A 12607-nucleotide genomic window follows, 5' to 3' on the forward strand; every position below is an offset into this window, starting at 1 on the left:
AGTTGACTTGGAAACCGGTGACCCTCATGCCCGAGCACGCCGCCCCGCTCCTGCGGCCGCCCCGCCATCGCGTCGATCCCCGCGCCCGCCGCTGGTGGACCGTCCAGGCACTGCTGACACTGAGCGGTCCGATGCTGTGCACCGCCGTCGCGATGGCCGTGCTCGCGGTGCTGTTCTTCCCCGGCGCGCTGCCGTGGCTGGGGCCGTTGCTGCTGGTGGTGCTCGTGCTGCCGGCCGTCGGCTATCTCCTCGTCATGCCGCGGTGGCGGTACTCCGTGCACGCCTGGGAGCTGGGCGGCCGGGCGGTGTACGCGGCGAGCGGCTGGTTCCGGCAGAAGCGGCGGATCGCCCCGCTGTCCCGGGTGCAGACGGTGGACACCGTGCGCGGCCCGATACAACGGCGGTACGGCTTGGCGACGGTGACCGTCACCACCGCGTCCACGGCGGGCGACATCAAGATCGCGGGACTCTCCGACGCGGACGCCGAGGAGCTGTCCCGGCGCATCGGCGAGGCCGCCCAGGACGTGCCGGGGGACGCCGCATGAGCAGCCCCGCACACCTCCGCGAGGCAGCGGCCCTCGCCGATCCGCCCCCGTGGCGCCGGCTGGACCCGCGCACCCTCCTCGTGCACTGCGGCTGGATGGCGGCGCCGCTCGGCTCGCTGGCGCTGACCGCGCTGGCCACCGGCGGCCGGATCACCACCGGGGCCTGGATCACGCTCGCCGCCATCGCCGCCTCGTTCGCCGTCGTCACGCTGATCGGCCTGGTCCGCTGGGCCCGTACGGACTTCCGGGTCACCCACGACTCCCTCGACGTACGGAGCGGGCTGCTGACCAGGCGGCTGCGCAGCATCCCGCTGCACCGCATCCGCACCGTCGACCTGACGGCCACTCTGCTGCACCGGCTGCTGGGCGTCACGGTGCTGCGGGCCGGCACGGCGGGCTCGGGCGCCGGCGAGCTGTCGCTGGAGGCGCTGACGGCACAGGCGGCGGACCGGCTGCGGACCGAACTGCTCGCCCACGCCGACACCGAGGCGGCCACCAAGGACCCGGTGCTGGCCAGGATCACCTGGCGCTGGCTGCGCTACGCACCACTCACCTTCTGGGTCATCGGCGGGGTGTTCGCCGCGGCCGGCGCCGCCTACCGCACGCTGGACGGCATCGGTATCGAACCGTGGAAACTCGGCTTCGTGCAGCGGGCGTTCACCGAATTCGGCGCCGGCATGCTGTGGCTGACGGTCCCGGCCGTAGTGCTCGGCATCGTCGCGCTCGGTTCGGCCGGTGCGGTCGTCCTCTACGTCGAGGGCTGGTGGAACTACGTCCTGGAGTGGAGCGACCCCCGCACCCTGCGGGTCCGCCGCGGATTGCTCACCACCCGGTCGGTGACCGTCGAACGGGCCCGGCTGCGGGGCGTGCTGCTGCGTGAGCCGCTGCTGCTGCGGGCCGGCGGCGGCGCCACGGTCGGCGCGGTGGCGGGCGGCCTCGGCAACCGCGAGGAGAACCGCAAGCGCAGCGTGCTGCTGCCGCCCGCGCCGCGCCGCGAGGCGCTACGGGTGGCGAGCGGCGCCCTGCGCTCCCCCTTCCCCGACGGCGCGCGGACACCGCATCCGCGCGGCGCCCTGCGCCGGCGGCGGGTGCGCGCCCTGGTGTGGGTGGTGCTGCCGGGCACCGCCCTCCTCGCGGGCCTCGGCGCGGCGTTCACACCCGTCCTGCTGCACTGCGCCTGGGCGTACGCGCTGGTCTCGACGCCGGTGGGGCTGTGGCTGGCGCGGGACGCGTACCGCAACCTGGGGCACGGGGTGCGCGGCCGCTATCTGATCGCCCGCTCGGGCACCTTCAGCCGCGACACCCTGGCGCTGGAGCGGGAGGCCGTCGCCGCCTGGACGTTCACCACCTCACCGTTCACCCGGCGGGCCGGACTGGTCACGCTCACCGCCGCGGTCGCCGCCGGAGAGGACGGCTACCGCATCCCGGACCTCGACGCGGGCAGCGCCCCGGCCTTCGCCTCGGCGGTGGCCCCGGGAATCCTGGAGGAGTTCCTGGCGCCGCCGCCCCCGACGGGCGGGTAGGGCGCGGGTGCGTGGGCACGGCAGCCCGGTCCGGGCCCCCGTCGGCTACCCCGAATCGCCTCCGGGATCCACGACATGACGCAGATCACACCCCCCTCGCGTGCACTACGGGCCCCGGTCCGTCGTCCTAGTGGACGAGCCGTGCCCATGAACCGACAGCCGTGAGGGAGCAGCCGCGATGCCACATGTCATCGACCAAGCCGTCCAGGTCCGTCTCATCGCGACCACGCCCGGTCCGCACGCGGTGCCCGCGGTGCTGCACTACCAGCCGGCCGACCCGCTGGCGGTGCGGATGTCCTTCCCGCCGGAGATCTCCCTGGACGGCGCGGCCGTGGACTGGGCGTTCGCCCGCGAACTGCTCGCCGAGGGGCTGCACTCACGCACCGGACGGGGCGATGTGCGGGTCCGTCCGGCGGGCCCGGACCGCACGGTGATGGAGTTCCACGCGGACGAGGGCATCGCCATGGTCCAGCTGCGGACCGCCGACGTCCGGCAGTTCCTGGCGCGCTCCTACGAAGCGGTGCCCGCCGGTTGCGAGCAGACGCATCTCGACGTCGACCGCGGCCTCGCGGAGCTGTTCGGCGCGGCGTGAGCCGCAGCGGGCGGGCCGATGATGTGCGGCGGCCCGCCCGATGCGGCTCACTCCCCTCAGCGCTGCGGGAAGCCGAAGCCGTATCCCTGCTGCCGCATCCACGGCAGCAGGCGGTCCAACGCCTCGACGGTCAGGGCACGGTTGCCACCGCCGTCGTGGAAGAGAACCGTCGGCCCGTTGGACAGTTCGCCCCGTACGGTCGAATCGATCGCCTGCACGCTGCCGCTCTCGAAGTCCTTGCTGTCGACGTTCCAGCCCAGCGGGCGCATGCCCACTCCGGCGGCGAGCTTCCGGCTGTAGGGGGTGAACGCGCCGCCGGGGGCGCGGTAGTACGCGACCTTCGCGCCGCCCGCCGCGTCCTCGATCATCTTCCGGGCCCCCAGGATCTGCTGCGACTGGTAGTCCTGCGGCCGGTGGTCCATGGCGGTGTTGTGGTCGGTGGTGTGGTCGCAGAGTTTGTGCCCCGCCGCCACGACCTGCCTGACCATGTCCGGGTGGGCCGCGGCCTGCGGTCCGATCATGCAGAACACCGCCTTGACGTCGTGCTTCTTGAGCACCGCCAGCACCTTCGGCGTCCAGAGGGGGTCCGGGCCGTCGTCGATGGTGATGTTGAGGCTGCGGCCGGGGCGGTCGGAGGCGTGCACGATGGACGCGTCGACCTTGGCCGTCGCCGGCGACCCGGCCCCCTGCGCGGTGTCGGCACTGGCCGTGGTGGCGGCACCGGACTGGGTGAGGGCGAGTACCCCCACGACCGCGAGCGACGCCACCGCCGCCGTGGCCACCCCGATGATCCCGCCCTCGATGCCGAAGCGCCGTGCCATGTGTGTCCCGTCCCTCGTGTGCGTACCGTGCGGCGGCGTTCGCGCTGCGCGCGTGCCGCCCTGCACCACGACAGATGCGCGGGATTCCGGGCAGGCTGCTCCTGTTACGGATCCATCATGAAAGTCTTTGATACTGGGCCCATGCCACGTGTACTTCTGATCGAGGACGACGCCGCCGTACGGGACGGGGTGAGTCTCGCGCTCCGGCGGCGCGGCCACGAGGTGGCGGCCGCGGCGAGCGGCGAGGAGGGCCTGGAGATCCTGCCGGGCGTACGACCGGACATCGTCCTGCTGGACCTGATGCTCCCCGGCAAGGACGGCTTCGAGGTCTGCCGGCTGATCCGCGCCGAGCGGCAGCTGCCGATCATCATGCTCACCGCCCGCGGCGACGACCTGGACGTGGTGCTCGGACTGGAGGCGGGGGCCGACGACTACATCGTCAAACCGGCCCGCGGCGAGGTCCTGGAGGCCCGGATCCGTGCCGTGCTGCGCCGCACCGCGCTGCCCGCCGACGGCCAGCCGGCCACCGCCGAGCCGGGCCCCGCCCCGGTCGAGACCTACGGCGAACTGGCCATAGACCGCGCCGGTCTGGTCGTCGCGAAGGCCGGCGCGGACCTGGCGCTGGCCCCGTCGGAGATGAAGCTGCTGCTGTTCCTGTCCGCCACCCCCGGGCAGGTCTTCAGCCGCCAGCAGCTGCTGGAACACGTCTGGGAGCACAGCTATCACGGTGACGCCCGGCTGGTGGACGCGTGTGTCATGCGGCTGCGGACGAAGATAGAGGACACCCCGCGCAGCCCCCGCTACGTCCAGACCGTGCGCGGCTTCGGTTACCGCTTCGGGCCGCTGTGAGCCGCTTCGGCCGCCTGCCGCGGAGCCTGACCCGCCTGCGGACGGTCGACCGCCAGCCGCTGCGCGGGCTGCGGGCCCGGCTGGTCGTCGCGTTCCTGCTGGTGGCCGCCGTCAGCGCGCTGACCACGGCGGCGCTGACCTACCGTGAGGCCCGTAACGCCATCCTGCAGCGTTCCCAGGACATCGCGGTCAACGACCTCCGGGCGCAGATCAATTCGCTGGCGCCCGAGCTGCAGGTGCCGCCCTCCCAGGCGGACCTGGACTCCTTCCGGGTCCAGCTGGAGCGGTCCGGCAAGTCCCGCGACTGGGACATCTCCGTGCACTACAGCGGTGTCCCGGAGAGCACCGAGGGCGGACTGCGGCGCAGCGTGGCGATACCGTCCGAGCTCCAGGAGTCGGTCGAGAAGCGCCATGTGCCGGCCTTCCAGCGAGTCGACCGGGCCGGCGCCCCCTGGCTGCTCATCGGTGTTCCGGTGCGCCAGTCCGACGGCGCGGCCTCCGCACTGTCCGTGTACGCCCAGCTGCCGCTGCACGCCGAGGAGGCCAATGTCGAGGCGCTGGTGTCCGCCGCGCAGCGGGGCGCGCTGCCGGTGCTCGCGCTCGCCGTGATCCCGGCGCTGTTCGCGGCGCGGGGGGTGCTGCGGCCGGTGCGGGGTCTGCGGCAGGCCGCCGGGCGGATCGCGGAGGGCAAGCTGGACACCCGGCTGGAGGTGAAGGGCACCGACGAACTGGCCGATCTGTCCCGGACGTTCAACGACATGGCGGCGAGGCTGGAGGAGAGCATGGCCGACCTGCGCCGGCTGGAGGCCAACGCCCGGCGCTTCGCCGCCGATGTCTCGCACGAGCTGCGCACCCCCCTGGCGGCGATGTCCGCGGTCACCGACGTGCTCGACGAGGACGCGGGGTCCCTCGATCCGGACACCGCCTCGGCGGTCCGGCTGATCAGCCAGGAGACCGGGAAGCTGGCGCGGATGGTGGAGGACCTGATGGAGGTCTCCCGCTTCGACGCGGGCGCCGCCTCGCTGCATCTGGACGAGGTGGACGTCGCCGAGACCATCCGTAAGACCCTGCAGGCCAGGGCCTGGCAGAAGCGGGTGGCCACGGAGCTGCCGGCGGACGTGCGGGCCCGGCTGGACCCGCGCCGGCTGGACGTGGTGGTCGCCAACCTGGTGGGCAACGCCCTGCACCACGGCGGGGAGCCGGTCCGGGTGCTGCTGCACTCCCCCGCGCCCGGGGCGGACCGGCTGCTGATCGAGATCGCCGACAGCGGTCCCGGTATCGACCCCGACGTCCTGCCGCATGTCTTCGACCGCTTCTACAAGGCGGACTCGGCCCGCGCCCGCTCGGAGGGCAGCGGTCTGGGGCTGGCCATCGCGATGGAGAACGTCCGGCTGCACGGTGGGACGCTGCACGCCGCCAACTCCGCCGAGGGCGGCGCGGTGTTCACCGTCGATCTGCCCCTGCACCGCGCCGGAACGGCCGGTGAACGGGACGAGGAGCCCGTCAAGGAGGCCGGCCGGGACGAGACGGAACCCGCCGCCGGAAAGGAGCACGACGCATGAGGGCGCAGGCCACATCCGCGACCCCGCCCGCCGCCGGCCGGTCCCGGCGGCTGGTGCCGGCCGGTCTGCTGGCCGCCGCGCTGGCCGGTGCGTCGGCGGGCTGCGGTATCGCCCCCACCGACGTCATCGACGCGGGCGCCCCGGCCGTCGGGGTGAAGGCACCGGGCCAGCCCGAGGCCGATGTCCAGCTGTTCTTCTACGGGCCGTCCGGGCTGCGCTCGGCGACCCGGCCGGCCAAGGCCCCGGTCGACCCGGAGCACGCGATCGAGCTGCTGATGAGGGGCCCGAACCACGCCGAACGGCAGCGCGGGCTCTCCAGCGTGCTGCCGGAGTTCCCCGGCAGGCTGACCGCCGATGCCGCGGAGGGCGCGGTCGTGATCGGCCTGCCGATGAACGCGAAGCTGCTGGACTCCGCCTCGCTGAACCAGCTGGTGTGCACCGCGGCCAACGCCCGCGTCCCCGGGAACAAGCCGCCGGGGCAGGTCGCCGTGACGCTGTCGGGCGACAGCGTCCGCGTCGGCCCGATGGTCTGCGGCGGCAACAACGCCTTCCCGGTGGTCCAGCCGAGCCCCACGCCGTGAGCCCGGCGGCCGCGGCGTGACCGGCCCCGGCCGGGGCCCGCCGCGGCCGCGCTACGGTGAACACAGGCACCCGCGTGCCGTGCGGACCGGCCGGCCCCGAACCCGGGAGACTCGTGATGACCGAGCGCAAACCCCCTGGCGTCGACTTCGAGAGCTGGATCGACAGGCAGATCCGCGAGGCGTCGGAGCGGGGTGACTTCGCGAACCTCAAGGGCATCGGGAAGCCGCTCCGCCACCTCGACCAGCCGTATGACGAGCTGTGGTGGATCAAGGACAAGATGAGCCGCGAGGACCTCTCCTACCTCCCGCCGACGCTGGTCCTGCGCAAGGAGGCACAGGACGCGCTGGAGACAGCGCGCCAGGCCCCCACCGAGGCCTCACTGCGCCGCATCCTGACGGCCGTCAACGGCCGGATCCGCGAGGCGATCCGTGCTCCCCTCGAAGGTCCGCCGCTCCGGCTGTCGCCCTTCGACATCGACGAGATCGCCCGCGAATGGCGGCAGCGGCACGGACGGTAGCGGGCCGGCACGGCCACCCGGTCAGCGCGCCGGCCCCAGCCGTACGCGCAGGAACCGCGGCCGGTAGAGATCCACATTGCCGTTGAGCCGCGCGTCGGGCGGGACACCGGGCGGACCGATCCAGTTGATGTCGTAGCTGAGCAGCAGCCGTCCGGACGCGGTGAACTCCGGGTGCGCCTGGGGGTTGTAGGCGGTGATGTGGCGGGGGCCGTCGCCGGACGGTCGGGGTGGCACGATGCGGCCGTTCGGGCCGTGCCAGGGGCCCTGCGGCGAGCAGGACCAGTAGCTGGTGAAGGCGTTCATCCCGGCGGTGCCCGCGCCCCCGGTGGCCGTCGTGATCAGCACCCACGCCGCGCCGTCGCGGACGACGGTGAAGGCGCTGCCGACCCCGCGGCCGCCACCCGCCGCGAGCACCGGTACCGCGCTGCCGGCCCGCCGCCGCCAGCGCTCCCCGTCCCAGAAGCGCCAGTCCGCGCGGCGGGCGAGTCGCCCGGCCGGGACCCGGGCGAGGTAGGCGCTGGAGGCCGGTGTCCGGGGCCGGTCGTCGCCGCCGAAGACGTAGGTCCAGCCGCCCGCGGAGGCCGTCGCGGCGCCGTAGAGGACCCGCCGCCCCGGGTCGGTGACGGAGGCCTGGCCGACGACCTCGGTGATGCCCTCCAGGCGCAGGCCGGGCAGCGAGAGGGTGGCGACCTCGGTGCTGCGGGGCACGCCGAAGGCCCACGGCCCCGTTCCGGGGGCGCGGTTCCACAGCAGGACCCGCACGACCTTCCGGGGCGAGCCGGGGGTGCGGGACTGCACGCTCGCCCGGACCGGCCAGCGCCAGCCGCCGCCCGCCGGGTCGGGGAAGAACGCTCCGGGTGCCTGACCGGCGCCGCCGCCGGTCAGGGTCCGCTCCAGTCGGCCCGAACGGGACATCACCACGGCGGTGTTGTGCCGGAGGTAGGGGGTGCTGCCCGTGTCGGACGTGCGCCGGCCGTAGGGCTCGCCCAGCGGGCCGGGCGGCGGGTGGATCCGGTCCAGATAGGTGTCGGAGAAGAGCCAGAGGGTCCTGCCGTCGGGCAGCCGCACCGAGTGGGTGCCGTCGCCGCCGGTCCAGTCGTCGACCCGGGTGTTGTCATTGCCGTAGCGGGCGAATTCCCCGGTGACGGCGGGCTCGGCCGACCAGGAGGCGACCGTCCGTCCGGAGCAGGCAGCCGCGCCTCCGGGGCCGGGACGTGGCTGCGCCTGGACCGCCGGGGCGGCGAGGGCGGCCAGGGCGACGAGGGACGAGAGCGATGCGGCGACGGCGGTGCGGCGGGTGATCGGCGGCCTGGACATTCCGCTCCTCGGTCGGGGGCCGCGCCCACCGTAGCCAAGGCGGCGACGCGCCCGACGCGCCGCGCGCAAGATCACCTCACGCCGGAATGTCGCCCTGAATACGGACAAACACGAGGTCAACGAGTGCAAGGTCACAGCTGGAGCCCCTGCTCCGGCTAACGGTCGTTCGCCTAGCCTGCTGCCATGACCGCCGAGTCCCCCGAACTCCCCCTGGCCGCCGCATTCCCGGACGCGGACCGAGAGCAGTGGCAGCGCCTCGTCGAAGGCGTGCTGCGCAAATCGGGCGTCACAGAGGCAGCGGGCGCCGCCGCCGAGGACGCGCTCGCCACCGAGCTCCAGGACGGAATCCGCATCCGCCCGCTGTACACCGCCGAGGACCACACGGCCGCCCTGGGCCACCCCGGCTTCCCGCCCTTCGTACGGGCCGGACGCCCCGAAGGCACGACCGTCTCCGGCTGGGACGTACGCCAGCGCCACGAGCACACCGATCCGCAGCGCGCCAACGAGTCGGTGCTCGCCGATCTCGAAAACGGCGTCACCTCGCTCTGGCTGACCGTCGGTGACGGCGGCGTGCCGGTGACCGGGCTGGCCGAGGCGCTCAAGGGCGTCTATCTGGACCTGGCCACCGTGGTACTGGACGCGGGCGCCGATTTCGCCACCGCGGCCGAGGAGTTGCTGCGGCTGTACGCCGCGTCCGGTGTTCCGGCCGGCGAGGTGGCCGGGAACCTGGGCGCCGACCCCCTCGGGCTGGTGGCACGTACCGGCGACGACGGCGGTCTGCGCACCCACCTGGACGCGGCCGCCCGGCTCGCCGTGCGCTGCGCGGCCGAGGCACCCGGTCTGCGGACGCTGGCCGTCGACGCGCTGCCGTACCACGAGGCGGGCGGCTCCGCCGCCGAGGAGCTGGGCGCTTCGCTGGCCACCGGTGTCGCCTATCTGCGCGAGCTGACCGCCGCCGGGCTGGACGTCGACGCGGCCGCGGCGCAGCTGGAGTTCCGCTACGCCGCCACCGCGGACCAGTTCCTGACCATCGCCAAGCTGCGCGCGGCCCGGCGCCTGTGGGCGCGGGTGGCCGAGGTGTGCGGCGTCTCCCCCGCTGCCGCCGCGCAGCGTCAGCACGCCGTCACCTCCACGGTGATGATGACCCGTCGGGACCCGTGGGTGAACATGCTGCGCACCACGGTCGCCGGGCTGTCCGCCGGCGTGGGCGGCGCGGACGCGGTGACGGTGCTGCCGTTCGACGCCGCGCTGGGTCTGCCCGACGCGTTCGCCCGGCGGATCGCCCGGAACACCCAGTCCGTGCTGCTGGAGGAGTCGCACCTGTCGAAGGTGATCGACCCGGCGGGCGGCTCCTGGTACGTCGAGCAGCTCACCGACGAGCTGGCCCGCGCGGGCTGGGCGTGGTTCCAGGAGATCGAGGGCGCCGGCGGCCTGGCCGCCGCGCTGCGCTCCGGCCTGATCCGCGAACGGCTCGCGGCCACCTGGCAGCGCCGCTCACAGGACCTCGCCCGGCGCCGTGAACCGATCACCGGCGTCAGCGAGTTCCCGCATCTCGCGGAGCCCGCCGTACACCGCGATCCGGCACCCGCCCCGGTCGGCGGTGGCCTGCCCCGGGTGCGCAGGGACGACGCGTACGAGACGCTGCGCTCGCGTTCCGACGCCCATCTGGCGGCCACCGGTGACCGGCCGAAGGTCTTCCTCGCCGCGCTGGGACCGGTCGCCACGCACACCGCGCGGGTGGCGTTCGCCGCCAATCTCTTCCAGGCGGGCGGGATCGAGACGGTGCAGGAGCCGGCGTCGGTGGACGCGGAGTCGGTGGCGGAGGCGTTCACCCGTAGCGGTGCGCGGATCGCCTGCCTGTGTGCGGGCGACGCGGTGTACGGCGAGCAGGCGGCGGCCGTGGCGGCCGCGCTGAGGTCGGCCGGTGCACTGCGGGTGCATCTGGCCGGCAAGCCGGGCGAGCGCCGGGAGGAATACGTACAGGCCGGTGTGGACTCCTTTGTCTTCGCGGGCTGCGACGCGGTCGAGGTGCTGTCCTCGGCCCTGGACGTCATGGAGGTGGCGTGATGGACAAGACGACGCAACAGGCGGGCGCCATCCCGGACTTCAGCACGGTCGAGCTGACGGACCCGAAGACGGCGGCCGGCGCGTCCGACGCCGGGCAGTGGGCCGAGGCGGTGGCGGAAGCCACCGGCAAGGGCGTCGAGGACCTGACCTGGGAGACCCCGGAGGGCATCGACGTCAAGCCGCTTTACACCGAGGAGGACCTGGAGGGCCTGGACTTCCTGGGCACCTACCCCGGCATCACGCCGTATCTGCGCGGCCCGTATCCGACGATGTACGTCAACCAGCCCTGGACGATCCGGCAGTACGCCGGTTTCTCCACCGCCGAGGAGTCCAACGCCTTCTACCGGCGCAACCTCGCCGCCGGCCAGAAGGGCCTGTCGGTCGCCTTCGACCTGCCCACCCACCGCGGTTACGACAGCGACCACCCGCGGGTGACCGGCGATGTCGGCATGGCGGGTGTGGCGATCGACTCGATCTACGACATGCGGCAGCTCTTCGAGGGCATCCCGCTGGACAAGATGACCGTGTCGATGACGATGAACGGCGCGGTGCTGCCCGTTCTCGCGCTCTACATCGTGGCCGCCGAGGAGCAGGGCGTACCGCCCGAGAAGCTGGCCGGGACCATCCAGAACGACATCCTCAAGGAGTTCATGGTCCGCAACACCTACATCTACCCGCCGCAGCCCTCGATGCGGATCATCTCCGACATCTTCGCGTACACCTCGCAGAAGATGCCGCGCTACAACTCCATCTCGATCTCCGGCTATCACATCCAGGAGGCGGGCGCGACGGCCGACCTGGAGCTGGCGTACACCCTCGCCGACGGGGTCGAGTATCTGCGCGCGGGCATGGACGCGGGCATGGACGTGGACTCCTTCGCCCCGCGCCTGTCGTTCTTCTGGGCGATCGGCATGAACTTCTTCATGGAGATCGCCAAGCTGCGCGCGGCCCGCCTGCTGTGGGCGCGCCTGGTCCAGCAGTTCGAGCCCAAGAACCCCAAGTCCCTTTCGCTGCGCACCCATTCGCAGACCTCGGGCTGGTCGCTGACCGCGCAGGACGTCTTCAACAACGTCACCCGTACGTGCGTCGAGGCGATGGCGGCGACCCAGGGCCACACCCAGTCGCTGCACACCAACGCCCTCGACGAGGCGCTCGCGCTGCCCACCGACTTCTCCGCCCGTATCGCCCGCAACACCCAGCTCTTCCTCCAGCAGGAGTCGGGCACCTGCCGGGTCATCGACCCGTGGGGCGGCAGCGCGTACGTCGAGAAGCTCACCCATGATCTGGCGCAGCGGGCCTGGCAGCACATCGAGGAGGTCGAGGCGGCCGGCGGCATGGCCAAGGCCATCGACGCGGGCATCCCCAAGCTCCGGGTGGAGGAGGCCGCGGCCCGCACCCAGGCGCGCATCGACTCCGGACGCCAGGCACTGATCGGCGTCAACAAGTACCGCGTGGAGACCGATGAGGAGATCGACGTCCTCAAGGTCGACAACTCCTCGGTGCGCACCCAGCAGATCGAGAAGCTCCGGCGGCTGCGCGAGGAGCGCGACGAGAGCGCCTGCCAGGACGCGCTGCGGGCGCTGGCCGCCGCGGCGAAGTCCGGTCCGGGTGAGGGGCTGGAGGGCAATCTGCTCGCGCTGGCCGTGGACGCGGCCCGCGCGATGGCGACGGTCGGCGAGATCTCGGACGCCCTGGAATCGGTGTACGGGCGCCACTCCGGCCAGATCCGTACGATCTCCGGTGTGTACCGAGACGAAGCAGGCCCCTCCTCCGGCGTGGAGCGCACCCGGACACTGGTGGACGCGTTCGAGCGCGCCGAGGGGCGCCGGCCGCGCATCCTGGTGGCCAAGATGGGCCAGGACGGCCATGACCGCGGCCAGAAGGTGATCGCCACGGCCTTCGCCGACCTGGGCTTCGACGTCGACGTCGGCCCGCTGTTCCAGACGCCGGCCGAGGTCGCCCGGCAGGCGGTGGAGGCGGATGTGCACATCGTCGGGGTGTCGTCACTGGCGGCCGGCCACCTGACGCTGGTGCCGGCGCTGCGCGAGGCGCTGGCGGCCGAGGACCGGGAGGACATCACGGTCGTGGTGGGCGGGGTGATCCCGCCGCAGGACGTGCAGACGCTGCGCGACATGGGCGCCGCCGCGGTCTTCCCGCCCGGCACGGTCATCCCGGATGCCGCGTTCGACCTGGTGAAGGACCTGGCACAGGTCCTCGGCCACGAGCTGTGAG

The 12607-nt window shown here is 73.3% G+C and carries 11 protein-coding genes; 9 read left to right on the forward strand and 2 right to left on the reverse strand.

Features of this window, described 5'->3' with window-relative positions; all coding sequences use genetic code 11:
* Positions 1-26 precede the first annotated feature (26 nt).
* From ACIRQ7_RS12340 to ACIRQ7_RS12350, 3 genes are all read left to right on the forward strand, one after another.
* Positions 27-545 (forward strand): PH domain-containing protein, encoded by a 519-nt coding sequence (locus tag ACIRQ7_RS12340; RefSeq protein WP_401467000.1) that lies wholly within the window; start codon positions 27-29, stop codon positions 543-545.
* Entirely contained in the window at positions 542-2068 is a 1527-nt protein-coding gene (locus ACIRQ7_RS12345) for a PH domain-containing protein (RefSeq protein WP_404262003.1), read from the forward strand. The genes ACIRQ7_RS12340 and ACIRQ7_RS12345 overlap by 4 nt, the downstream gene beginning before the upstream one ends.
* Before the next feature lie 178 nt (positions 2069-2246).
* A complete protein-coding gene (locus ACIRQ7_RS12350) occupies positions 2247-2660 on the forward strand; it encodes an SsgA family sporulation/cell division regulator (RefSeq protein ID WP_401467006.1) in 414 nt (137 codons plus the stop codon).
* Between the two features lie 56 nt (positions 2661-2716).
* On the opposite strand, the gene ACIRQ7_RS12355 is transcribed toward ACIRQ7_RS12350, so the two are convergent.
* Positions 2717-3481 (reverse strand): polysaccharide deacetylase family protein, encoded by a 765-nt coding sequence (locus ACIRQ7_RS12355; protein ID WP_404262005.1) that lies wholly within the window; start codon positions 3479-3481, stop codon positions 2717-2719.
* 141 nt (positions 3482-3622) lie between these two features.
* On the opposite strand from ACIRQ7_RS12355, the gene ACIRQ7_RS12360 reads away from it, so the two are divergent.
* From ACIRQ7_RS12360 to ACIRQ7_RS12375, 4 genes are all read left to right on the forward strand, one after another.
* Positions 3623-4330, forward strand: coding sequence for a response regulator (locus ACIRQ7_RS12360; RefSeq protein WP_401467012.1), 708 nt, complete (start codon positions 3623-3625; stop codon positions 4328-4330).
* A 26-nt stretch (positions 4331-4356) separates the two neighbouring features.
* Positions 4357-5892 (forward strand): ATP-binding protein, encoded by a 1536-nt coding sequence (locus tag ACIRQ7_RS12365; RefSeq protein WP_404262310.1) that lies wholly within the window; start codon positions 4357-4359, stop codon positions 5890-5892.
* Positions 5889-6473, forward strand: a complete 585-nt coding sequence (locus ACIRQ7_RS12370) for a hypothetical protein (RefSeq protein WP_404262006.1) — start codon at positions 5889-5891, stop codon at positions 6471-6473. Before ACIRQ7_RS12365 ends, ACIRQ7_RS12370 begins: the two co-directional genes overlap by 4 nt.
* A 116-nt stretch (positions 6474-6589) precedes the next feature.
* Complete coding sequence (locus ACIRQ7_RS12375; RefSeq protein WP_404262008.1) at positions 6590-6991, forward strand: DUF1992 domain-containing protein; 402 nt, start codon at positions 6590-6592, stop codon at positions 6989-6991.
* A 21-nt stretch (positions 6992-7012) separates the two neighbouring features.
* Here ACIRQ7_RS12375 and ACIRQ7_RS12380 read toward each other — a convergent pair whose 3' ends face one another.
* Entirely contained in the window at positions 7013-8308 is a 1296-nt protein-coding gene (locus tag ACIRQ7_RS12380) for a hypothetical protein (RefSeq protein ID WP_404262009.1), read from the reverse strand.
* A 183-nt stretch (positions 8309-8491) separates the two neighbouring features.
* On the opposite strand from ACIRQ7_RS12380, the gene mutA reads away from it, so the two are divergent.
* Positions 8492-10375, forward strand: a complete 1884-nt coding sequence (gene mutA, locus ACIRQ7_RS12385; RefSeq protein ID WP_404262010.1) for a methylmalonyl-CoA mutase small subunit — start codon at positions 8492-8494, stop codon at positions 10373-10375.
* Positions 10375-12606, forward strand: coding sequence for a methylmalonyl-CoA mutase (gene scpA, locus ACIRQ7_RS12390; RefSeq protein ID WP_404262012.1), 2232 nt, complete (start codon positions 10375-10377; stop codon positions 12604-12606). Before mutA ends, scpA begins: the two co-directional genes overlap by 1 nt.
* The last annotated feature ends 1 nt before the right edge of the window (position 12607 follow it).

It is taken from the genome of Streptomyces sp. NPDC101393, assembly GCF_044767385.1.
Lineage (GTDB): Bacteria > Actinomycetota > Actinomycetes > Streptomycetales > Streptomycetaceae > Streptomyces.